Source organism: Algibacter pacificus (genome assembly GCF_008033385.1).
Classification (GTDB): domain Bacteria; phylum Bacteroidota; class Bacteroidia; order Flavobacteriales; family Flavobacteriaceae; genus Algibacter; species Algibacter pacificus.
In genome coordinates, this window is record NZ_VOGY01000003.1 from 303,682 (window position 1) to 325,571 (window position 21,890).

21 protein-coding genes are annotated in these 21,890 nt (G+C 34.7%); 10 read left to right on the top strand and 11 right to left on the bottom strand.

Annotated features, from left to right (window positions below):
* Window positions 1–4,515, bottom strand: coding sequence for a glutamate synthase large subunit (gltB, locus tag FQU21_RS06555; RefSeq protein WP_246124779.1), 4,515 nt, complete (start codon window positions 4,513–4,515; stop codon window positions 1–3).
* Between the two features lie 449 nt (window positions 4,516–4,964).
* Here gltB and FQU21_RS06560 point away from each other — a divergent pair, with 449 nt between their 5' ends.
* The 6 genes from FQU21_RS06560 (at window position 4,965) to FQU21_RS06585 (ending at window position 10,290) form a co-directional block, all read left to right on the top strand.
* Window positions 4,965–5,951 (top strand): outer membrane beta-barrel protein, encoded by a 987-nt coding sequence (locus tag FQU21_RS06560; RefSeq protein ID WP_147677197.1) that lies wholly within the window; start codon window positions 4,965–4,967, stop codon window positions 5,949–5,951.
* Between the two features lie 85 nt (window positions 5,952–6,036).
* Entirely contained in the window at window positions 6,037–7,326 is a 1,290-nt protein-coding gene (locus FQU21_RS06565) for an ammonium transporter (protein ID WP_147677327.1), read from the top strand.
* Window positions 7,327–7,477: 151 nt separating this feature from the next.
* Entirely contained in the window at window positions 7,478–7,816 is a 339-nt protein-coding gene (locus tag FQU21_RS06570; RefSeq protein WP_147677198.1) for a P-II family nitrogen regulator, read from the top strand.
* Window positions 7,817–7,837: 21 nt separating this feature from the next.
* Entirely contained in the window at window positions 7,838–9,070 is a 1,233-nt protein-coding gene (locus tag FQU21_RS06575) for an ammonium transporter (protein WP_147677199.1), read from the top strand.
* Between the two features lie 279 nt (window positions 9,071–9,349).
* Window positions 9,350–9,823, top strand: coding sequence for a transcription elongation factor GreA (gene greA / locus FQU21_RS06580; protein ID WP_147677200.1), 474 nt, complete (start codon window positions 9,350–9,352; stop codon window positions 9,821–9,823).
* 77 nt (window positions 9,824–9,900) lie between these two features.
* Window positions 9,901–10,290 carry an HIT family protein gene (locus FQU21_RS06585; RefSeq protein ID WP_147677201.1) on the top strand — a complete coding sequence of 130 codons (390 nt, stop codon included), beginning with the start codon at window positions 9,901–9,903 and terminating at the stop codon, window positions 10,288–10,290.
* On the opposite strand, the gene FQU21_RS06590 is transcribed toward FQU21_RS06585, so the two are convergent.
* Window positions 10,274–10,642: a hypothetical protein gene (locus FQU21_RS06590; RefSeq protein ID WP_147677202.1), complete on the bottom strand. Its 369-nt coding sequence runs from the start codon at window positions 10,640–10,642 to the stop codon at window positions 10,274–10,276. The two genes, FQU21_RS06585 and FQU21_RS06590, sit on opposite strands and share 17 nt — an antisense overlap.
* Before the next feature lies 1 nt (window position 10,643).
* Window positions 10,644–11,792 (bottom strand): sensor histidine kinase, encoded by a 1,149-nt coding sequence (locus tag FQU21_RS06595; protein WP_147677203.1) that lies wholly within the window; start codon window positions 11,790–11,792, stop codon window positions 10,644–10,646.
* Between the two features lie 285 nt (window positions 11,793–12,077).
* Between FQU21_RS06595 and FQU21_RS06600 the strand changes: the two genes are divergently transcribed.
* A complete protein-coding gene (locus FQU21_RS06600; RefSeq protein ID WP_147677204.1) occupies window positions 12,078–12,458 on the top strand; it encodes a DUF3127 domain-containing protein in 381 nt (126 codons plus the stop codon).
* A gap of 133 nt (window positions 12,459–12,591) precedes the next feature.
* Window positions 12,592–13,215 (top strand): leucyl/phenylalanyl-tRNA--protein transferase, encoded by a 624-nt coding sequence (aat, locus tag FQU21_RS06605; RefSeq protein ID WP_147677205.1) that lies wholly within the window; start codon window positions 12,592–12,594, stop codon window positions 13,213–13,215.
* Between the two features lie 8 nt (window positions 13,216–13,223).
* On the opposite strand, the gene FQU21_RS06610 is transcribed toward aat, so the two are convergent.
* Together FQU21_RS06610 and FQU21_RS06615 are read right to left on the bottom strand one after the other, a co-directional pair.
* Complete coding sequence (locus tag FQU21_RS06610; protein ID WP_147677206.1) at window positions 13,224–13,904, bottom strand: DUF2490 domain-containing protein; 681 nt, start codon at window positions 13,902–13,904, stop codon at window positions 13,224–13,226.
* Between the two features lie 32 nt (window positions 13,905–13,936).
* A complete protein-coding gene (locus FQU21_RS06615; RefSeq protein WP_147677207.1) occupies window positions 13,937–14,500 on the bottom strand; it encodes a DNA-3-methyladenine glycosylase I in 564 nt (187 codons plus the stop codon).
* 238 nt (window positions 14,501–14,738) lie between these two features.
* On the opposite strand from FQU21_RS06615, the gene FQU21_RS06620 reads away from it, so the two are divergent.
* Window positions 14,739–15,359, top strand: coding sequence for a thioredoxin family protein (locus tag FQU21_RS06620; protein ID WP_147677208.1), 621 nt, complete (start codon window positions 14,739–14,741; stop codon window positions 15,357–15,359).
* On the opposite strand, the gene FQU21_RS06625 is transcribed toward FQU21_RS06620, so the two are convergent.
* The 3 genes from FQU21_RS06625 to uppP are packed head-to-tail and all read right to left on the bottom strand — an operon-like array spanning window position 15,356 to window position 17,613.
* Complete coding sequence (locus FQU21_RS06625) at window positions 15,356–16,072, bottom strand: energy transducer TonB (protein ID WP_147677209.1); 717 nt, start codon at window positions 16,070–16,072, stop codon at window positions 15,356–15,358. The genes FQU21_RS06620 and FQU21_RS06625 overlap by 4 nt on opposite strands.
* Before the next feature lie 52 nt (window positions 16,073–16,124).
* Window positions 16,125–16,817, bottom strand: coding sequence for a tRNA pseudouridine(55) synthase TruB (gene truB / locus FQU21_RS06630; protein ID WP_147677210.1), 693 nt, complete (start codon window positions 16,815–16,817; stop codon window positions 16,125–16,127).
* Between the two features lies 1 nt (window position 16,818).
* The gene (uppP, locus tag FQU21_RS06635; RefSeq protein ID WP_147677211.1) at window positions 16,819–17,613 is read right to left on the bottom strand and encodes an undecaprenyl-diphosphatase UppP; all 795 of its coding nucleotides are present in this window, start codon (window positions 17,611–17,613) and stop codon (window positions 16,819–16,821) included.
* A gap of 131 nt (window positions 17,614–17,744) precedes the next feature.
* Between uppP and FQU21_RS06640 the strand changes: the two genes are divergently transcribed.
* A complete protein-coding gene (locus FQU21_RS06640) occupies window positions 17,745–18,866 on the top strand; it encodes a glycerate kinase (RefSeq protein ID WP_147677212.1) in 1,122 nt (373 codons plus the stop codon).
* 426 nt (window positions 18,867–19,292) lie between these two features.
* Here the strand turns inward: FQU21_RS06640 and FQU21_RS06645 are convergent, their stop codons facing one another.
* The 3 genes from FQU21_RS06645 to FQU21_RS06655 all read right to left on the bottom strand — a co-directional run bounded on the left by FQU21_RS06645 (window position 19,293) and on the right by FQU21_RS06655 (window position 21,764).
* Entirely contained in the window at window positions 19,293–19,547 is a 255-nt protein-coding gene (locus FQU21_RS06645; RefSeq protein ID WP_147677213.1) for a DUF3098 domain-containing protein, read from the bottom strand.
* Between the two features lie 87 nt (window positions 19,548–19,634).
* Entirely contained in the window at window positions 19,635–20,837 is a 1,203-nt protein-coding gene (gene trpB, locus FQU21_RS06650) for a tryptophan synthase subunit beta (RefSeq protein WP_147677214.1), read from the bottom strand.
* A gap of 48 nt (window positions 20,838–20,885) precedes the next feature.
* Window positions 20,886–21,764 (bottom strand): cell division protein FtsX, encoded by an 879-nt coding sequence (locus FQU21_RS06655; protein ID WP_147677215.1) that lies wholly within the window; start codon window positions 21,762–21,764, stop codon window positions 20,886–20,888.
* Between the last annotated feature and the right edge of the window lie 126 nt (window positions 21,765–21,890).

Below are 21,890 nucleotides of genomic sequence, written 5' to 3' on the forward strand. Positions count from 1 at the left end.
CTATCCTATTGTTAATTCTTCTACCATTGGTTCTTCAGTTTCTAAGCGTATTAAAGCATTTTTATATTCGGTTGGCATTACACGAACAAAGTTGTCTATACTTGTTTCCCAATCCTCTAATAATCGTTTACCTAATTTACTTTCGGTATATGTTACGTGATTTTGAATAATTGCTTTTAAATCGGCTGCGTCTTCTGTTGTAATATCTTCAAACTCGATAGTTTCAGTATTACAAAGTCCGTTTACAAATTTATTTTCTGGATCGTAAACGTAAGCGATACCGCCACTCATACCTGCAGCAAAGTTTCTTCCGGTAGAACCAAGAACAATAACTTTACCACCTGTCATATATTCACAACAGTGGTCTCCTACGCCTTCAACTACTGCGGTTGCTCCGGAGTTTCTTACAGCAAAACGTTCGCCTGCAATTCCGTTTATATAAGCTTCACCTTGTACAGCTCCAAATAAACAAACGTTACCAACTATAATATTCTTTTCTGCTAAGAAATCTGCCTTTTCTGGTTTCTTTACAATTAATTTCGCTCCAGATAAACCTTTTCCTAAATAATCGTTTGTATTTCCATCGACCATAAAGGTTAAACCATGAGCTCCAAAAGCACCAAAACTTTGTCCGGCAGAACCTGTGAATTTAATATTTAAAGTGTCTTCTGGTAGACCAAGGTGTCCGTAAATTTTAGAAACTTCGTTACTTACAATGGCACCAACTGAACGGTCTGTATTTTTAACAGGGTACGATAAGTTCATTTTTTCTTTTCTGTAAAGTGCGCGATGTGAGTCTTTAAGAATTCTGAAATCTATAACGTTATCTAAATTATGATCTTGTTGTTCGGTGTTTTTAACCGACATTTGTTTGTATACTTCTGGTCTGTGTAAAATAGCCGATAAATCTAAACCTTTAGCTTTATAATGGTTTATAGCTTTGTTGGTATTAATTTTATGCGTTTGGCCAACCATTTCTCCTAACGTTCTAAAGCCTAATTGCGCCATAATTATTCTTAATTCTTCCGCAATATAATAGAAGAAGTTAATAACATGTTCTGGTGTGCCTTTAAAGTTTTTACGTAACTCTTTATCTTGAGTAGCAATACCTACAGGGCAGGTGTTTAAATGGCATTTACGCATCATGATACAACCAGAGGCTACTAATGGTGCGGTTGCAAACCCGAATTCTTCTGCCCCTAATAAAGCTGCTATTGCAACATCACGACCTGTTTTTAATTGGCCATCACATTCAACAACAATACGACTTCTAAGGTTGTTTAGTACTAAGGTTTGTTGTGCTTCAGCTAAACCAAGTTCCCAAGGTAAACCAGCGTGTTTTAGAGAGGTAAGTGGCGATGCTCCTGTTCCGCCGTCGTATCCTGAAATAAGAACAACATCGGCTTTTGCTTTAGAAACACCAGCAGCAATAGTACCTACACCAACTTCGGATACTAATTTTACATTAACTCGAGCTTCACGATTGGCATTTTTCAAATCGTATATAAGTTGTGCTAAATCTTCGATGGAATAAATATCGTGATGCGGTGGTGGTGAAATTAAACCAACAAATGGTGTCGAATTTCTAGTAGAAGCAATCCAAGGTAAAACTTTGTGTCCTGGTAGTTGCCCTCCTTCACCCGGTTTTGCACCTTGAGCCATTTTTATTTGAATTTCCTTTGCATTAGTTAAGTAATGCGAAGTTACGCCGAAACGTCCAGAAGCGACTTGCTTAATGGCCGAGTTTCTGCTATCGCCATTGCTGTCTTTTTGGAAACGTCTGCGATCTTCTCCACCTTCACCAGAATTAGATTTTCCTCCAATGCGGTTCATGGCAATCGCTAAGTTTTCGTGTGCTTCACGAGAAATAGATCCGTAAGACATCGCACCCGTTTTGAATCGTTTAACGATTTCAGTCCATGGTTCTACTTCATCTAAAGGAATGGGATCTAAATTATCGAATTCAAATAAACCACGAATGGTCATTAAATTTTTCGATTGTTCGTTTATAGCTTTTGCATAAACATCATAACTCGCTTGATCGCTTAGACGAACGGCTTGTTGTAGTTTGGCCACCGTTGTTGGGTTGAATAAATGGCGTTCGCCATTTCGTCTCCATCGGTAGTCGCCTCCAATATTTAATCCTAAGTTTTTATCAATAGTATTGTCTGGGTAGGCTTGTTTATAACGTTCGGTAATTTCTTTTTCAATTTCATATAAACCAATACCTTCAATTCGAGAAGCGGTATATGGGAAATATTTTTCAACAAATTGAGAGTTGAAACCAACAATTTCGAAAATTTGAGAACCTCTATACGAGTGTAATGTTGAGATTCCAATTTTGTTCATGACTTTTAAAATACCTTTTCCAATGGCTTTGTTAAAATTATCAACGGCTTTTTGCTCATCCATACCTGTAATAAAGCCTTCTTTAACCTGTATTCTAATAATTTCATTAACCATATAAGGGTTTATAGCAGAGGCGCCATAACCAAATAAAGTAGCAAAATGATGTGGTTCACGTGGTTCTGCAGATTCGATAATAATATCGAAATAAGAACGCTTACGTAAACGGTTTAATTGGTGATTTACATAAGAACAAGCTAATAGACATGGAATAGGAGCAAATTCTTGATTGACACCTCTATCTGAAAGAATAATGATGTTTGTTTTGCGATCTAAGGCTTTTTCTATTTGCGCTATAATATCTTCCATAGCATCTTCTAGGCCATTAAGCCCTTGTGCTTTTGGATATAACATTTGAATAGTTTCAGCTTTAAAACCTTCAACTGAAATATTTCTTATTTTTTCTAAATCGGCATTAGAAATTACCGGGTTTTGAATTCTAAGTTTTCTACATTGCCTATCGGTAATACTGAAAATGTTTCTGTCTTTACCAAGATTTAAGCTAATATCTGTAACAATTTCTTCGCGAATACCATCTAAAGGCGGGTTGGTTACTTGGGCGAATAATTGTTTAAAGTAGTTTGAAATTAGTTGAGGTCTATCGGATAACACCGCTAAGGGTGTGTCTATTCCCATAGATCCTAAAGCTTCTTTTCCAACTTGAGCCATTGGTGTAATAACTTCTTGAATATCTTCAAACGTATAGTTAAATAAACGTTGTCTTGTTTTGATATCAATAGTTTCTATTGGGCAAGTTTCATTGTTGTAAGGAACGTCTTTTAAATGTAATCTTGTATTATCTAACCATTCTTTATATGGTCTTTCTGAAACAATTTTACTTTTTATTTCTTCATCTTCAATAATACGACCTTCGTTCATGTCTACCAAGAACATTTTTCCTGGTTCTAAACGTCCGTGTCTTTCAATATCTTCTGGAGCAATATCAACCACACCAATTTCTGATGACATGATTAATTTTCCACTTTTAGTTACGGTATATCGAGATGGTCTTAAACCGTTTCTATCTAATAAGGCACCAATATAATCGCCATCTGTAAATGGTACCGATGCTGGACCATCCCAAGGTTCCATGATACAAGCGTTGTACTCGTAAAAAGCTTTACGCTCTTCCGACATGGTAGCGTGTTTTTCCCAAGCTTCAGGAATCATCATCATCATGATTTCTGGTAATGATCTGCCTGTATGTGTTAATAGTTCTACAACCATGTCCATAGAAGCCGAATCGGATTTTCCTGGAAGTATAATTGGGAATAATTTTTCTATTTGTGGACCGAAAACATCAGATTTCATGATTTCTTCACGTACACGCATTCTGCTTACATTTCCTCTCAGGGTGTTAATTTCACCGTTCTGGCACATGTATCGGAATGGTTGTGCTAATTCCCATGTAGGCATGGTGTTGGTTGAGAACCGTTGGTGCACCAGCGCAAGGCGTGTTACTAAATCTATTTGTTGTAAATCGGTGTAGTATGGCCCAATATCTTCAGGCATAATAATACCTTTATATATTAAGGTACTTGTTGATAAACTAGGAACGTAGAAATAGGTGCTTTCAGAGATTTTAGATTGACTAATAGTGTGCTCTGTTATTTTTCTGGCCGCGTATAGTTTTGCTTTAAAATCCGCATCGCTAATATCATCGGTTTTTCCAATAAATAGTTGTTCAATGTTAGGTTCAGAAGCTGCAGCAATAGGGCCTAATTGAGAAGAATCTACAGGGACTTCTCGCCATCCTAAAATAGAAAGCCCTTGTGCTATAACTTCGTTTTCGAAAGTTGTTTTACAAAAATCGTATTGGTTTTTTACTTTAGGTAAGAATACCATACCAACAGCATATTCTCTTTGTTCTGGAATATTAAAATCGCATACGCGTTTAAAATAATCGTGTGGAATATCAATTAATAAACCAGCACCATCACCAGTTTTTCCGTCGGCACTAACGCCACCACGGTGTTCTAATTTTACTAGAATTTCTAATGCGTCGTGTATGATTTGATTTGTTTTTTCTCCTTTAAGATTACAAATAAAACCAGCGCCACAGTTTTCGTGTTCAAATTCTGGTAAATAGAGTCCTTGTTTCTTCAGCATAATCGTTTAAAAACTTGAGTTGAATCGTAAAGATATGTACTACGATTTAAAATACAATATTACTGTTTCATTATTTCGATTTTTTAGGCGAAGCGAAGATTAAAATAAGTATATATCAATAATATGACAGTTTTTTAATAAATACTCAATTGGGTTTTTTGCCATAATTACGGATGTGTGAATTAATGGTAATATTTGGTTGTTTTCTTAGATGGAATGATATTAAAATTCATAAAAAACTAATAATTGTTCAAGGAAAGTGTTGTTGAAAAACCAAAAAATAAATTTATTAGAAACAATACCCCTAAAAAATTAGGGTTAAAATTAAGTATTCAATAAAAATGGTTTAAATAACCCTTATTTTTATGGGGGTTAAAATAATTTAGTATAGTTTTGACGTGTTCTTAACTGATAAACAATAACTAATAACTATTAAAACGATTACAATTATGAAAAAAATTTTCACACTTTCAATGCTCTTTATGGCAACTGCAATATTTGCTCAAGAGGAAGAAACAAAAAAAATATCTATTAGTGGTAGTATTGATGCTTATTACCAAACTAATTTAAGTGCTTCAGATAATTTAGGTCAATCTTTTGGTACTTCATTTGCTGATCGAGAAGGATTTGCTTTAGGTATGGCTAATATTGTAACTTCTTATGAGGGAGAAAAAACAGGAATGGTTGCCGATTTAGTATTTGGTCCAAGAGGTGTTGATGCAGCAGGTGCTGGTAGTGATCTTTATGTAAACCAGTTATATGCTTACTGGAATGTTTCAGAGGGTACTACCTTAACTATGGGGCGTTTTAATACATTCTTAGGTTATGAAGTGATTTCTCCAGTAGCAAACTTTAACTATAGTACATCTTATTTATTCTCTAGTGGGCCATTTTCTCACTTAGGTTTAAAAGCCGATTTTTCTTTGTCTGATGATTTTAGCTTAATGTTAGCCATTATGAATGAAACTGATGTTTATGATAACATGAGTGGAGATTATTCATTTGGTGCGCAGTTAGGATATGCAGGTCAATATTTAAACTTATACTATGCTGCTGTAGGTCTTGGTTTTGAAATTGATTACACCGGTGGATTTGATTTATCTGATTCTTTTTTCTTAGGAATTAACGCCGCTTATGCTGATAATGATGGGGAAGGATTTACAGGAGCAGCCTTATATCCTCAAGTTGCTGTTTCTGATAGCTTTTCTTTAGGATTAAGAGGGGAGTATTTTGACTGGTTAAGTGATAGTGATAGTGCTATTGATGATCAAGATGTTCTTGCTCTTACTTTAACAGGTAGTTATACTTTAGAAAACTTAATTATTAAACCAGAATTACGTTTAGATAGTAATAGTCAGGAAGTGTATTTAGATGGTGATGCTGCGGCTACTAAAAGCTTAGCTGCTTTTACTTTGGCTGCTATTTATTCTTTCTAAGACTAATAAAATATTATAAATCCCTGTTTTAACGCGCAGGGATTTAAAACACTAGTATTAACTAACCAAAAAAAAATATAATATGATGTCAATATTAAATTTACCATTATTAATTCAAGATACCGCCGCTATTGAAGGCGATATGGGAATGCTCTGGATGCTTATATCGGGTATTCTAGTGTTCTTTATGCAAGCAGGGTTTTTTCTAGTAGAGTCTGGAATGACAGATTCTAAGAATGCTGTAAATATTGCTATGAAAAATTTCCTAGATATTGCAGTAGGCTCATTAGCGTTCTGGTTTATAGGTTATTCTTTAATGTATGGAGCAGATCAAGGTGGAGGGTTTTTCCACTGGGGAGGTTTTGCATTTTCTCAAGGTGCTGCCGATTTATTCTTCCAAACCGTATTTGCTGCAACTGCTGCAACTATTGTTTCTGGAGCTATAGCTGGGAGAACAAAATTTACAACCTATGCTGTTTTTAGTCTTATTTTAACGGCTTTCATTTACCCTATCGCTGGGGGTTGGGAATGGAATGGTGGTTGGTTAAACAATACCGATGGTATTATGCCAGCTGAATTTATCGATTTTGCAGGATCGTCTATTGTTCACTCTGTTGGTGGATGGGCAGCGCTTGTTGCTGCTTGGATGGTAGGTCCTAGAATTGGAAAATTCTTAGATGGTAAACCTGTTGAAATGCACGGTCACAACCAAATGTACGCTACTTTAGGTGTATTTATTCTTTGGTTAGGATGGTTCGGTTTTAATGGTGGTTCTCAATTAGCTTGGGGTGGTGACGATGCTACTGCTGCTTCTCAAGTTGTGTTAGTAACTAACCTAGCTGCTGCTGCAGGTGCATTAGGAGCTTTATTGTTAACTTGGTTTAAAAATGGAAAACCAAATTTAGGAATGACTTTAAATGGTGCGCTTGGTGGTTTAGTAAGTATAACTGCTGGTTGTGGAAACATGAGCGAGGTAGGTGCTGTATTAGCAGGTCTTATTGGTGGTATACTTGTAGTATTCGCTATTGGTTTTGTAGAAAAAACATTAAAAATTGATGATGCAGTAGGCGCTATTTCGGTACACGGTATTTGTGGTGCTTGGGGAACTTTAGTTATAGGTCTTTGGGGTATCGATGGTGATGCTGGAATAGGAATATTTAACGGTGGTGGTGCTGCCCAATTGGGTGCACAAGCTATTGGAGTTATAGCTTATGCGGTATGGGCTATTGTATTATCTTTCGTTTTCTTAGGGATTATGAAAAAGATTTGGGGGCTAAGAGTTTCTGAAAAAGAAGAAATAGATGGTCTTGATTGGTACGAGCATGGTTCTATTGCTTACCCAGGTAAGAGACAAAGAGAAATTGAAGAAGAATAAAATATATATTTAATTATTATTAAATCTAAAAAGGTGCCTGAAAATGGCGTCTTTTTAGATTTTATAACTTTTTGAGAAACATTTGATCTTAGGGTTTATACCACTTAAATATTTTATAATTTAACAAACTAAACTATTAAGAATTAAAATTATGAAAAAAATTGAAGCAATTATTAGAAAGTCAAAATATCGTGTAGTGAAAGAAGCTTTACATGATGTTGGGGTAATATTTTTCTCTTACTGGGACGTAACCGGTTTAGGTAATGAGAAAAAAGGCCATGTCTATCGCGGTGTTAGTTATAGTACTAGCGATATACAACGTAGATACCTGTCCATTGTAGTAAACGATGATTTTGCAGAAGCAACCATAAAAGCTATTATCGATTCTGCTGGAACAGGAGAAGTTGGCGATGGTAAAATATTTGTGTCCAATGTTGAAGAATGTTACAGAATTAGAACCGGTGAAAAAGGCAGTGACACATTAAAATAAATATATAATTAAACTAATAACATGGAATTACTTACAATAAATAATGTATGGATGATGATCTGTACGGCATTGGTTTTCTTTATGCATACAGGTTTTGCATTTTTGGAAATTGGACTAACTAGACAAAAAAACACATTAAACATATTATTTAAAAATATTCTAATTATTACTATTGGCTTGCTGTTATATTGCTTGGTAGGCTTTAATTTAATGTATCCCGATTTCGCTGAAGGATCTGCAGGGATTTTTGGTTTTGCTGGATTTGGATTAGAAGCCCCTCTAACTGCCGAAGGTGTTTTAGATTTAACATATAATCAGGGGTATACCTACTGGACAGACTTCTTATTCCAAGGTATGTTTGCTGCTACTGCTGCTACTATTGTGTCTGGAGCTGTTGCTGAGCGTATGAAAATAGGACCATTCATGATGTTTACTGTAATCTATGTTGGTGTTGTATATCCAATTGCTGGTTCATGGAAATGGGGAGGCGGGTTTTTAGATCAATTAGGTTTTTACGATTTTGCCGGATCTACCTTAGTACACTCTGTTGGTGGATGGGCAGCATTAGTTGCTGTATGTTTATTAGGCCCTCGTATAGGTAAATTTAAAAATGGAATCGCTCAGGCTATTCCTGGTCATAATATTCCATTAGCAACTGCAGGTGTTTTAATACTGTGGTTAGGATGGTTTGGATTTAACGGAGGTTCTGTGCTTTCTGCCGATCCAGAATTAACCTCTATAACTTTAGTAACCACTTGTTTAGCTGCTGCTGCAGGAGGAGTGGTTGCTGCTATGTTTACATTTATAAAATATAAAAACCTCGATTTAACCATGTTTTTAAATGGTATCTTAGGTGGTTTAGTTGGTATTACCGCAGGAGCCGATGTTATGACGCCAACGAGTGCTATTTTAATAGGAGCTGTTGCAGGTATACTTATTGTTTTAGCTGTTAACTTGGTAGATGCTTTAAAATTAGATGATCCTGTTGGTGCGATAGCTGTGCATTTAGTTTGTGGTGTTTGGGGGACTTTGGCTGTAGGTATATTTTCTACAAACCCAGAGCATACATTTTTGACACAATTAATAGGTGTTGTTTGTTATGCTGTATTTTGTATAGTGACTTCATTTATTATTATTTTTACTTTAAAGAAAGTAGTGGGTATTAGAGTTTCTGAAACCGAAGAGCTTGAAGGATTAGACGCGCATGAACATGGAATGGAAGCTTATCCAGATTTTAGATCTAATGATCATTAATAAAGAGAACTATTTGACTAATTAACCATATGTTTTGTTTCAAAAAAGGTGTTTTGCTTTAAGTAGAGCACCTTTTTATTTAAGGTGTTTGGTTCACTAAAAGCCGGAAACCATTATAAAAATTAATTAGCAAATAATACAAAAAGTAAATTGAGTTAATAATTTTGTATCTTTGTTCATATAATCTCGTGTGAACGGGATTTTTTTATTCCGAATGCTTTAATACTTATTATTGAATCATGTTTCGGAATATTTTTTTATTAAGTAAACAATGAAGTTATGAGTAAAGTATCATACTATACACCTGAAGGATTAAAAAAATTAAGAGCAGAGCTTAAACAATTAAAAGACGTGGAGCGCGTAAAAGCATCCAGAGCAATTGCCGAAGCAAGAGATAAAGGTGATTTAAGTGAAAATGCTGAATATGATGCAGCAAAAGAAGCACAAGGTATGCTAGAAATGCGAATTTCTAAGTTGGAAGACGCATTGGCAGGAGCTCGTGTTATTGACGAATCGCAATTAGATAATTCTAAAATTTTGGTGTTATCTAAAGTTAAAATTAAAAATCAAACCAATGGTATGGAAATGAATTATACCTTGGTAGCCGATGGTGAAGCCGATTTGGCTACCGGAAAAATATCGGTAAATTCACCAATAGGGAAAGGGTTGTTAGGTAAATCTGTTGGAGATGTAGCCGAAATTCAAGTGCCAAATGGTGTAATAAAATTTGATATTGTTGAAATTACTAGATAGTAAAAACAGTGCGTTGTTTTAATGTCTAGGGCATAATAAGATTAAAAAAGTAAAAACGATATATAAAAACACAGATTATGGCATCTATTTTCACTAAAATTATAAACGGAGAAATTCCATGTTATAAAGTTGCAGAAACCGAAGATTTTTTAGCTTTTTTAGATGTTAATCCTAATACAAAAGGTCATACCCTTTGTATTCCTAAAGTGGAAGTTGATAAAATTTTCGATTTAGATGAAACGACTTATAGTGGTTTAATGGCTTTTTCTAGAACGGTAGCTTTAGCCTTAGAAAAGGCCGTGCCATGTAACCGTATTGGAGTTTCTGTTATTGGTTTAGAGGTGCCTCATGCTCACGTGCATTTAATTCCTTTACAATCTATGGAAGATGCTCGCTTTATTAAAAAACAAACGCTAAGCCCTGAAGAGTTTGTTGCTATTGCCGAGTCTATTAAGGCAAATTTATAATACCATTATAAATTAAAATACTAATAATAGCAGATACTATTATAAAGGATGCAATTCCACCAATAACATAGGCTGGTTTTTTTAATCGTAGCGATGCTTTTTTGGGTACAAAGGCTTTTTTCTGATATTCTAAAACGCGTTCTATGTCGGTGTCCCACTGTACGGGATATATTATAGAATGGCAAGTTTTACACGTAAGTACGTGCTCAATGTCTGTGGTGATACGTTTGTAAAATGTGGTTTCAATAAAACGTTGCTTAAAGGTGAGTTGCATGCCAGCGTTGCTATAACATTCTGGACAGTTGTTTTTTAAAACGACTTCTTTTACGGTTATTAATTTGTCTTGTTTCATGCTAAGCGCATTTCAGCGTGATTAAAAAGATGGTGCCTTTTCCTATTTCCGATTGTAAAACTTTTATTTTTCCGTTGTGGAAATCTTCAATAATACGTTTTGTGAGCGACAAACCCAAACCCCATCCACGTTTTTTTGTTGTGTAACCCGGTTCAAAAATTTTATTAAAGTCTTTTTTTGCAATCCCTTTTCCGGTATCAGTAATGCTAATACTTACCTGTTGCTCTAATTGCGAAATTTTAATTTGAAGTTTGCCGCGGCCTTTCATAGCATCAATCGCATTTTTAACCAGATTTTCAATGGTCCAGCTATAGAGTTGTTTGTTTAGTTTTACCGGAATAGGATCTACTGGCGTTTTTATTTCAAAATCGATTAATTTTGATGAGCGTGACTTTAAATAATCAAAAGCATCAATAGTTTCTTTAATAATATCGGCCGTATCCAAGGTAGGTACAGACCCTATTTTACTAAAACGTTCGGTAATGGTTTGTAGCCGGTTAATATCTTTTTCAATTTCTAAAATGTATTCTGGGTTTACTTCTTCAGTTTTTAAAATTTCAGTCCAACCAATTAATGAGGATAGCGGTGTGCCTATTTGATGTGCTGTTTCCTTGGCCATACCCGACCATAATTTGTTTTGCACCGCATTTTTGTTGCTGGTATAGAAAAAGTAAATTAATGCAGCAAATAGAAATATTATAAGCAATAATGCCAGCGGATAATATTTTAGTTTATTAAGCAGCGGCGAGTTGCCGTAGTAAATAGTGCTTACAATAGTATCGCCCATTTTTACGTGTTTGGGTGTGTTTTCTTGCTTAAATTTTGCTATTAATTTTTGCACATAAATAGAATCGGTAACTTTTGCTTCATCAATATTGTTGTAGCTTCCTAGACTACCATCTTCATTAATAACAAGCATTGGAGTGGTTTTGTTGCTGCTTAAAATTTTTAAGGTAAGTTCTAAATTGCCGTTAGTATCATCATTTATAAAATCGGTTTGGGCAAACGACCAATTTTCCATTTTTATACTTTCTTCTTTCTTAAAATGTTGAAAGAATTCGTAAGTATTCCATAGAATTAGCGAGACAATAATAAAGGATATACCTATCATTACCCAGCGGAATGCTGTATTATATTTGGTGAAATTCATATTGTAATTAATTGTGGATTAATATAATGTAAATCTGTTAATATTATTGTTCAAAGTTGTTAGTAAATCTGTTTTTAGTTAAACCTTATAATAGTTACCTTTGCAAAAGTTTAGAACTTAATGTGGCCTCTATAAACTTAGAGGATTTCAATAAAAAAATAAAAATATAAGTGTATTATGCAATTAACTTGTTGTTATGTTGTATTTTACAGCATTGATGTCTAAGAAGAAGTTTTGGCTTAAAGGCCTTTTAAATTTACGAATACTAATAAATATATAGATTAAATGGAAGTTCAGGGACGAGTAAAAATGGTTGGAGAAACTCAAACTTTTGGAAGTAATGGGTTTAGAAAAAGAGAAATTGTAGTCACTACAGACGAGCAATACCCACAACATATTATGGTGGAATTTGTGCAAGATAAAACCGAATTATTAAATAGTTATAAAGAGGGGCAACAAGTAAAAATTAGCATTAACTTACGTGGTAGAGAATGGGTTAATCCACAAGGTGAAACTAAATATTTTAACTCTATTCAAGGATGGAGAATTGAAGCGATACAACCAGAAGGTTCTGCTGATCCAAGCTTACCTCCAGTGCCACCTGCAGATGCTTTTGCTCCAGCAACGGATTTAAAAGAGGATGATCATGACGATTTACCTTTCTAATAAAAGACTTTGTGTTTCCGCGAAAGTGGGAGTCTTATAAATTAAACCTCAATATTTTTATAAAAATGTTGAGGTTTTTTATTTTTACTTCGCTTAAACCTGTTTTATTGGTACGGTTAATTAAAAAAATTATATGCAGTATTTAAATGATAATTTACAATTCCCCGATGTCTCGGAAGCATCTCCCGAAGGTGTTTTGGCTATTGGTGGCGATTTGTCCGTAGATCGATTATTACTCGCCTATAAATCGGGTATATTTCCTTGGTTTGATGCTGAAGAACCCATTGTATGGTGGTCGCCCGACCCTCGTTTTGTACTGTTTCCAGAGCGTTTGAAAGTTTCGAAAAGTATGAAACAGGTTCTTAGAAATGGTGATTTTGAAGTTACTGTAAACAGAGATTTTAAAACAGTAATTGCCGAATGCTCTAAAGTGAAACGCAACGGACAAGCAGGCACCTGGATAACCGAAAGTATGATTAAGGCTTATGTAGATTTACATGAACAAGGTTATGCGAAATCTGTAGAAGTTTGGCAAAATAATAAACTTGTTGCCGGACTTTATGGTGTAGATTTGGGTAATGGTGTGTTTTGCGGAGAGAGTATGTTTACTAAAGTGAGTAATGCCAGCAAAGTGGGCTTTATTACATTTGTACAAAACACCAATTATAAACTAATTGATTGTCAGGTTTACACCAATCATTTAGAAAGTTTGGGAGCAGAAGAGGTTTCTAGAGATAGATTTTTGGGGTATTTATAATTTGTTTGTTAAATACTCAAAACCGCCTTAGTTAAAACAAATAAGTAATGTTTAGTTTCAATATTAAGAGCTTCTCCCCGATGTTCTAAACCCGTTTGTAGTTTTAACGAATCGCTTAATTTCCAGCCAATTTGTGCAGTCGTGCGTTCGTCTAATTCTGGTTTGCTTTTTTCGCTTAGGCTTTGAAGCCCTTCCAAAGCACCAGTAAAATAGGCTTCGCCAATATCGAGTTTATCCCCTTTTAATGGTAGATTCATGGAAAACCGATAGCGTTGTCTAAAAATAGTTTTAGCCTTTAAAAAGCGCTGTTCTGCTCTAAATCTGTGGATAAATTGTGTTCTTTGTTTTTGCGGTTTATAAGTAAATTGTTCTATAAATCGTAATTCATCGCTACCGCTATCAAAAGGATCTCGCGTTCTATAATAAACACCTAAGCTTAAGGCATGACGTTTATCCATTTTTAATTTTGAAAGATGATAGAAATCTACTTGTTGTTGCTGGTATTGAAAATGTCTGTCTTGATATAAAAAATATCGAGATCTGAGAGTGAAATTCATCTCATAACTCTGCGAAACCTTTTTATTTATCGCGAATCTTGTTTCACCTAAAGTAGAAAAATGGTCTTGAGCTAAAGATTTAAAGCTTATAAAAATGAAAAAAATAAAGATTGACTTTTGTAAATAGGGCATACTTGTAATGTTGTGACTGGTTTTTAAAAAGGTTACACTTCGGCATATCTAAAACACCCAACTTCGTGATCGTTTACCATACCTGTGGCTTGCATGTGGGCGTAAACTACAGTAGAACCTACAAATTTAAAACCACGTTTTTTTAAGTCTTTACTTAAAGTATCGCTAAGTGCTGTGTTTGCAGGAGCGCTTTTATAATGTTTAACACTATTTTTAATAGGTTTGCCATCTACAAAACTCCAAATATATTTACTAAAACTACCAAACTCTTTTTGGATTTCTATAAAAGCTTGGGCATTGCTAACTGTGGCTTTTATTTTTAATTTATTACGAATAATGCCGGCGTCTAAAAGTAATTCGTCCATTTTGGTTTGATTGTATGTCGCTATTTTTTTATAATCAAAACCATCAAAAGCTTTCCTGAAATTTTCACGTTTTCGTAAAATAGTAATCCAACTCAGTCCAGCCTGAAATGTTTCTAATATTAGGAATTCAAAAATAGTAGCATCATCATAAACAGGAACACCCCATTCTTCATCATGGTAAGCTTCATATAAAGCATCGCCTTGGCACCAGCCGCATCTGTGTTTCGTCATTGTAATCTATATTTTTGTTGTTAACCTCTAACAAAAAAGGATGAAAGCTATAATTTCAATTTATTAATAGCGTTGAATCTAAAAAAAATATCATAAAAATGGAATAAAAAGAGACTTTAAAAGGGGATGAATTTTTATTCTTTTGCTAGGAGTGTAAGTTTAGCAATAAAAACATGACAAAAGTCAGCGTAAATCAAAATACAAGATGCTAATTTTGTATAAGTTAAATAATAACATTATGAGCGACTCTATTATAAATTCAGGATTAAAAAATAGTTTTACTTACCAAGTTTATAGAGATTTGGTAAAACAGTTAGTTGAAAAAAACGGAAATACAGGTCCTGAGCAAAAGGAGGATTTGGCAAATTATACGAAGCTCAATGATAAGCGCATGAAACGTTGGGATAAAACGATTAAAATTTCTGAAGGCGATAAAAAGCAAATTGAGGCTTTTGAAAAAAAAACCACCTGGCTTGTAATTACCGAAAGCTGGTGTGGCGATGCAGCTCATGTGTTACCAGCGATTAATAAAATAGCCGAATTAAACGATAATATTGATATGAAGGTCGTACTTCGTGATGAGAATTTAGAACTTATGGATGCTTTTTTAACCAATGGCGGTCGTGCTATTCCTAAACTAATTATGATTGATGATGCTACGGGAGATGTTTATAACACCTTTGGACCACGACCAAGTGAAGCCACGAATTTAGTTAATAGATTTAAAGCTGAAAATGGAGCATTAACAGCAGAATTTAAGGAAGATTTACAACACTGGTACAATAAAGATAAAGGACAGAATATTATAAAAGATATCACTAAAATTCTTTCGGAAGTAAGCCCGGTTTCTGTGGTTTAATTTTTTCCTATAAAATTGAAGGTAATACTTCCAATTTGAGATGCCTTGGAGCCTTCGCTACTAAATTTAGATTTTTTGGCGTATTCCAAGGCATGTTTTATTAAACAAGCATTGGACGTGTTAGAGGAGCTGTTTACATAAGTATCTGTAACGTTTCCCTTAGCATCAACAGTAATATTTATAACCACTTTGCCATCCACTTCACAAAGGTAAACTGGCACAGGAATATAGATTTTTTTCCGGTTTGATAACGAGTAGCTTATTGTACTTTTAGAGTTGTTAGATTCCTCGTTTTGTTTTTCAAGTAAATCGTTTATTTTATTGAAAGATGATAATTGATCTTCATCAAGTTTAGAATCTATAGGTTCATGTTTTTTAGAGTAAGATTCCACAGCATTTAGCGGGCTATTTTCATTTTGAGGCACATAATCTTCCGGAGGCGCCACTCTTTTATAAGCAGGTGCAAAATGCTTATTTTTTTGAGCTTCATTAAAAGCAGCATTGGTTTCGGCCTTCGCGTTATTTAGTTTTTCTAAAATTTGAAGCTGTTTTATTTCTTCTTCGGTAAGTGGTTTTTCAGGCTCTAATTCGTAGTAGCTTTCAGCGGCTAATTTAATTTGCTGTTTTATATTAATATTGAACATAACAAGTAATACGGTTCCCGAAATGAGAAGCGTAACAAGCAAAGCTTTATGTTGATCGGTTAGGTTCAAATCGATAAATTAACGGGCAAATATTTAGTAAATATACGTGAAAACGTTGAGTTTAGACGTTTAGTGATGTTATGAACTCCTCGACAGAAACTCCGTTTTTTACATCAAAATCACCAATTTTTGTTCTTCGTAAAGCGGATAAGTAAGCACCAGATTCTAAAGCCTTTCCAAAATCCTGCGCTAGTGAGCGAATGTAAGTGCCTTTGCTACAAACAATTCTAAAATCAATATTTAAACCATCGATTTTCGTGATTTCAAATTCTGAAACATGAACGGTTCTCGATTTAATATCTACGGTTTCACCAGCGCGAGCATATTCATATAAGCGTTTTCCGTCTTTTTTTAGTGCTGAAAATATGGGCGGAAATTGTTCAATATCTCCTGTAAATTGCTCTGTGGTTTTATGAATTAAATCTTCGGTAATATGTTTGGTTTCAAAGGTTTCGTTGACTTCTGTTTCCAAATCATAAGACGGTGTAGTGCCGCCTAAAACAAACGTACCAGTATATTCTTTTATTTGTCCTTGGAACGTATCAATTTGCTTGGTCATTTTTCCGGTACAAATCACCAATAAACCTGTGGCCAAAGGGTCTAAAGTTCCTGCATGACCAACTTTTATTTTCTTTATGTTGAACGCCTGTCGGATTTCCCAACGCAGTTTGTTCACTACCTGAAAAGAGGTCCAAGTTAGTGGTTTGTCAATTAATAGAACTTGGCCTGCTTGATAATCCTCGGCTGTTTTCATATTAACTTAATAAAGAATAGGCAATGGCAATAACACCAACCACTAAGCAATAAATAGCAAAGTAAGATAGTTTGCTTTTCTTCACCAAAGAAATCATCCAAGTACACGCAAATAAACCAGCAACAAAAGCGGCAACAAAACCAATGGAAAGGGTAGTGAAATTTCCGCTATCGTAAGCTAAATCACCACTTAAAACATCTTTAGCTATTTTCCCGAAGATTAATGGTACGACCATTAAAAATGAAAAACGAGCAGCTTTTGTTTTATCGTTTCCTAATAAAACCGATGTGGAAATTGTAGCGCCCGATCTAGAAATACCTGGTAACATGGCAATAGCTTGAGAAATACCAATAATAAAAGCATCTTTAAAGGTTACGTTTTTATTGGTGTCCTTGGCTTTATCGGCTAAATACAATAAAACTGCGGTTACAATAAGCATGCAGCCTACCAATAAAATGTTTCCACCAAAAAGTGACTCTAATTGTTCTTCAAAAAATAAACCAACAATTACAGCCGGAATCATAGAAATAGCAATTTTTGAAATGAATTGTAAATCTTCATTCCATTCAAATTTTAAGGCTCCTTTTAAAAGATCGAAAATATCTTTTCTAAAAATAACCATAGTACTCAGCGCTGTTGCAAAGTGTAGTACTACAGTAAAAAGTAAACTTTGTTCTGCGACTTGAGTATCGCCTAAAATAGCTTTTCCTATTTCTAAATGTCCACTGGACGACACCGGTAAAAATTCAGTAAGTCCTTGAATAATACCGAGTATAATTGCATCTATTATTTCCATAGGGCAAAAATATTAAAATTGAGTTACTAACGTCATGTTAATCTTATAAAAATTTGATACTTTCAAAGTGGAATTGCTAATTCTAGAAAAACAAGGCAGAATTATTAAATATTCTTGATAATTAAATAGAGATGAAAATTGTACTAGCCCCCGATAAATTTAAAAATTCCTTAACCGGTTTGGCGTTTTGTAAGGCTGTTGAAGCAGGGATCCATGCTGTAAATCCGGATATTGATATTTTAAAATTACCACTTGCCGATGGAGGAGATGGTACTATTGATGTTGTAAATTTTTATTTGAAAGGTGATATTGTTTCGGTTGAAGTTCATAATCCGTTTTTTAAACTTATCAAAGCGAATTATTTATATGCTGAAGATTCTAAAACAGCTTTTATTGAAATGGCTGAAGCATCGGGAGTAAAATTATTACAGCCCGAACAATTCGATTGTAAAAATGCCACTACATGTGGTACAGGCGATATGATTTTGGATGCCTTAGATATAGGAGCCGAAACCATTATTTTGGGTATTGGAGGGAGTGCCACCAACGATTGTGGTATTGGCATGGCAACCGCGTTGGGATATCGTTTTTTAGATGAAAATGAACAGGAGGTTAAGCCTATTGGTGCTAATTTATCAAAAATCAAATCGATTGAAGCAACCCATGTACATCCCAAAATGGGTGACGTCAGTTTTAAAGTGGCTTGCGATGTTACCAATCCGTTATACGGGAAACATGGGGCGGCTCAGGTTTATGCGGCTCAAAAGGGGGCTACTACGGCCGATATTAAAATGTTAGATGCTGGTTTAACGTCTTTTTCCGAAATTTTAAATGCTGTATTTGGTATCAATGCGCAAAGCATTGAAGGTGCGGGTGCTGCTGGCGGGATGGGGATAGCATCAAAAGTATTTTTAAATGCGACTTTAGAATCCGGTATTCAGCTTATTAAGGATTTAGCAAATTTTGATGAACACTTGAATGATACCGATTGGATTATTACAGGAGAAGGGAAGCTTGATACACAAACCATGTCTGGGAAAACGATACAAGGCGTGTTATCTTCCGCGAAAGCGAAACAGATAAAAGTTGCTGCTTTTTGCGGCGCTATAGATTTGGACGAAAATGAAGCCAAAGCAATCGGGATAGAATACACCGATGCTGTTATGAATTACGCTGAAAATTTAGAAGATGCTATGAAAAACTCTAAAATTTACGTAGAAAAAATGGCTAAGCTATTTACTAAGCAATTATAAAAATTTGTTTTAAATCCTGAGTCATTTCGGCGATAGGAGAAATCACACTCTGCTTGTGTATGTTGAGTTTGTTTATGTGATATCTCACTTCGATAGACATGACAAATAGTATAAACATGATGTGTAATTATATTGTCCCTGTCATTTCGACGATAGGAGAAATCACATCACCTTGAGTGTATGCCAGTATAGAGGAAGTTAAGTTTTACGCAACTTCAATAGAGGATTATAAACTTAATTATCAAGTAAAAATTTATGGTTTAGTCTTTTCAACGTAAGGAGAAATCACACTTTGCTTACGTTTGTTTATGTGATGTCTCACTTCGATCGACATGATAAATTGGGTAAAAATAAGCAGTCATTGCAACGTCATAATTTTTGGTAAGAAGGAGAAATCACATAACAGTGAGCTCATCTAAAACCGCCTTACTTCTTATCAGGATTTAACAAAATAGCATAAATCTGAATACCAAATCCAATTATAATAAGCATGGGAGCCAAACGAATACGTCTCCAGCTAAAAATTTCTGGGTTAAAAACCGCAGGATCGTCACTTCCACCGCCAGACATTAAAATAAAACCAAGCGCAATAATAGCGAGACCAATAAACATAAATTTATAGTTCTTTTTACCAAATACAAAGGTCGCTTTTGCGGCTTCTTTTTGTTTTTTCTCTCCCATAATATTATAGATATTGCTCTTTTTTATAACCAAAAAGCAAAGTAACAGTTTTTATTTCTTAAATTTTGTTAAGTGTATTTACTTTTTTTAATCTGGTATGCCATAGGTGTCAATAACATAATCTAAATCTTTATCACCACGACCACTTAAATTGACTAAAATGGATTGTTTTGGTTTTTTTTGAGCAAGTTTTAAAGCGTAAGCAACGGCATGCGAACTTTCTAAAGCAGGAATAATACCTTCCAAACGGCTTAATTCAAAAAAGGCATCAATACATTCTTTATCTGTAATAGAATCGTAAGTTACTTTTTCTAAATCTTTTAGCATACTGTGTTCTGGTCCAACGCCTGGGTAGTCTAATCCACTAGCAACCGAGTGTACGGGTGCTGGTTCGCCATTTTCATCTTGTAACACATAGCATTTAAAACCATGGATCATACCAGGTTTTCCTAAAGTCATGGTTGCGGCGTGATCTCCCATTTTAAAAGATGTTCCGCCGGGCTCAATGCCATAAAGTGTACATTCATCATCAAATAAAAATGCAGAAAATATACCCATAGCATTACTACCGCCGCCAACACAAGCCACTACATTGTCGGGTAATTCACCGGTCATTTCAAAAAATTGATCTTTAGCTTCAATCCCTACAACACGTTGAAAATCTCTCACCATCATTGGGAAAGGGTGTGGCCCCACAACAGAACCAATACAGTAAATAGAATTTATTGGGTCTTTTAAATAGGCTTCAAAAGCGCTATCTACGGCTTCTTTTAAGGTTTTTAAACCATGAGTCACGGGTACAACAGTAGTGCCTAAAATTTTCATACGTTGTACATTTGGATACTCTTTAGCAATATCCACTTCACCCATGTGTATTTCGCACTCCAATCCAAAATAGGCTGCCGCAGTTGCTAAGGCTACACCGTGTTGACCAGCTCCAGTTTCGGCAATTAGCTTTGTCTTGCCCATATATTTTGCAAGTAAAGCTTCACCCATACAATGGTTTAATTTATGTGCGCCGGTATGGTTTAAATCTTCGCGTTTTAAATAAATTTGACCACCATATTTTTGAGATAACCTACTGCAATGATAAACAGGTGTTGGTCTGCCTTGAAAATGTTTTCTTATGTTTCGTAATTCGGTAATAAATTTATGAGACTTACTTATAGAGAAATAAGCATCATTAATTTTTTTCATTTCTTCCTCTAAATTAGGTGGAATAAATGCGCCTCCGTATGTTCCGAAAAATCCATCTTTATCAGGATTGTTTTTGAAATAATTTTTAGACATTGGTATGATTTTTTTGAAGTACTAAATATAAGTTTTTTATTATTGAATTTAATAATACAGTTCGTCTGTTTTTAAATTCAAAAAACGTTGTGTTGCAAAATGGGTGCTTATCCAAGTGATTAAAATACCTAAACCAAAAATAACACCGAACAAAATTGCGACTAAAATGGGGTTGCTCAGCAGGCCTAATTCGGTAAACGTTTTATCTAAATAATATAAAACTACGGCCATGCCTATTAATGCTAAGATTGCGCCAATAATACCTAAACGGACACTTTGCCAAACAAACGGGCGACGAATAAAGCGTTTTGTAGCACCAACCATTTGCATGGTTTTAATGGTGAATCGTTTAGAATATACAGCCAATCGGATAGAACTGTTTATTAATAATACAGCAATAAGTGTAAAAATTCCGCTAATAACCAAAACCCAAAAACTAATTTTTCTTACGTTATCGTTCATCAGGTTTACTAAGTCGTTATCATAAGTAACTTCTTCTACAAAGTTTTTATTTAACGCTTCCGCTGAAATTTTTTCAAGATGTTCCGAAGTAACAAAATCGGCTTTTAAATGGACATCAATCGAGTTTTGCAACGGGTTATAGCCCACAAAATCCATAAAATCTTCGCCGTTTTCGGCTTTCATAAATTCGGCCGCCTGTTCTTTGGAGACGTATTCGGTAGTTTTTACATAATCGGCCATGGCCAAGCTTTTTTCAAGCTGCTTGGTTTCAACATCTTTTGCAGAATCTTTCAAATAAATGGTAACTACTACTTGCTCTTTAAAGTGATCGGAAACTTTTTTAGCATTTAACACCAACATACCCAACAAGCCTAGTAAAAATAAGACTAAAGCAATACTTAAAACCACCGAAAAATACGATGAAATTAGTCTACGTTTTTGATGTTTTTCAAAAGATGAACTCATAAAAGATGTGGATTAATATTGTAAAAATAATAAAGAATAGTGAATCTTCATTTAAATAAACTGAAACATATTGAAATTGTTGTTAATGGCTATAATTTCTTTGTCATTAATTATCCAAAAAGACGG

What these genes read in the sequence shown, in the direction of transcription:
- gltB (WP_246124779.1), bottom strand. Translation starts at nt 4,515, where the DNA reads ATGCTGAAGAAACAAGGACTCTATTTACCAGAATTTGAACACGAAAAC.
- FQU21_RS06560 (WP_147677197.1), top strand. Translation starts at nt 4,965, where the DNA reads ATGAAAAAAATTTTCACACTTTCAATGCTCTTTATGGCAACTGCAATA.
- FQU21_RS06565 (WP_147677327.1), top strand. Translation starts at nt 6,037, where the DNA reads ATGTCAATATTAAATTTACCATTATTAATTCAAGATACCGCCGCTATT.
- FQU21_RS06570 (WP_147677198.1), top strand. Translation starts at nt 7,478, where the DNA reads ATGAAAAAAATTGAAGCAATTATTAGAAAGTCAAAATATCGTGTAGTG.
- FQU21_RS06575 (WP_147677199.1), top strand. Translation starts at nt 7,838, where the DNA reads ATGGAATTACTTACAATAAATAATGTATGGATGATGATCTGTACGGCA.
- greA (WP_147677200.1), top strand. Translation starts at nt 9,350, where the DNA reads ATGAGTAAAGTATCATACTATACACCTGAAGGATTAAAAAAATTAAGA.
- FQU21_RS06585 (WP_147677201.1), top strand. Translation starts at nt 9,901, where the DNA reads ATGGCATCTATTTTCACTAAAATTATAAACGGAGAAATTCCATGTTAT.
- FQU21_RS06590 (WP_147677202.1), bottom strand. Translation starts at nt 10,642, where the DNA reads ATGAAACAAGACAAATTAATAACCGTAAAAGAAGTCGTTTTAAAAAAC.
- FQU21_RS06595 (WP_147677203.1), bottom strand. Translation starts at nt 11,792, where the DNA reads ATGAATTTCACCAAATATAATACAGCATTCCGCTGGGTAATGATAGGT.
- FQU21_RS06600 (WP_147677204.1), top strand. Translation starts at nt 12,078, where the DNA reads ATGGAAGTTCAGGGACGAGTAAAAATGGTTGGAGAAACTCAAACTTTT.
- aat (WP_147677205.1), top strand. Translation starts at nt 12,592, where the DNA reads ATGCAGTATTTAAATGATAATTTACAATTCCCCGATGTCTCGGAAGCA.
- FQU21_RS06610 (WP_147677206.1), bottom strand. Translation starts at nt 13,904, where the DNA reads ATGCCCTATTTACAAAAGTCAATCTTTATTTTTTTCATTTTTATAAGC.
- FQU21_RS06615 (WP_147677207.1), bottom strand. Translation starts at nt 14,500, where the DNA reads ATGACGAAACACAGATGCGGCTGGTGCCAAGGCGATGCTTTATATGAA.
- FQU21_RS06620 (WP_147677208.1), top strand. Translation starts at nt 14,739, where the DNA reads ATGAGCGACTCTATTATAAATTCAGGATTAAAAAATAGTTTTACTTAC.
- truB (WP_147677210.1), bottom strand. Translation starts at nt 16,817, where the DNA reads ATGAAAACAGCCGAGGATTATCAAGCAGGCCAAGTTCTATTAATTGAC.
- uppP (WP_147677211.1), bottom strand. Translation starts at nt 17,613, where the DNA reads ATGGAAATAATAGATGCAATTATACTCGGTATTATTCAAGGACTTACT.
- FQU21_RS06640 (WP_147677212.1), top strand. Translation starts at nt 17,745, where the DNA reads ATGAAAATTGTACTAGCCCCCGATAAATTTAAAAATTCCTTAACCGGT.
- FQU21_RS06645 (WP_147677213.1), bottom strand. Translation starts at nt 19,547, where the DNA reads ATGGGAGAGAAAAAACAAAAAGAAGCCGCAAAAGCGACCTTTGTATTT.
- trpB (WP_147677214.1), bottom strand. Translation starts at nt 20,837, where the DNA reads ATGTCTAAAAATTATTTCAAAAACAATCCTGATAAAGATGGATTTTTC.
- FQU21_RS06655 (WP_147677215.1), bottom strand. Translation starts at nt 21,764, where the DNA reads ATGAGTTCATCTTTTGAAAAACATCAAAAACGTAGACTAATTTCATCG.